Below are 320 nucleotides of genomic sequence, written 5' to 3' on the forward strand. Positions count from 1 at the left end.
GCCAAGATCCTGGATAACATCTTCCGCCTGGTCCACACCATCAAGGGCACCTGCGGCTTCCTCGGATTGCCGCGGCTTGAAGCGCTGGCCCATGCCGGCGAGACGTTGATGGGCAAATTCCGTGACGGCATGCCGGTGACCGGGCAGGCGGTGACGGTGATCCTGTCCTCGATCGACCGCATCAAGGAAATCCTCGCAGGCCTGGAAGCGACCGAAGCCGAGCCGGAGGGGACCGACCGCGATCTCATCGACAAGCTGGAAGCGATGGTCGAGCAGGGCATGGCGGCAATGGCTGCCGGTGCAGCTCCCGTTGCCGAAGC

1 protein-coding gene is annotated in these 320 nt (G+C 64.4%); it reads left to right on the top strand.

What is annotated here, in order from left to right; genetic code table 11:
* Nucleotides 1-320 (top strand): Hpt domain-containing protein (locus RAD04_RS38520; RefSeq protein ID WP_461627948.1); only part of this gene is annotated, 320 nt, incomplete at both ends.

The sequence above is a fragment of the Bradyrhizobium sp. 25ACV genome, from assembly GCF_054863005.1.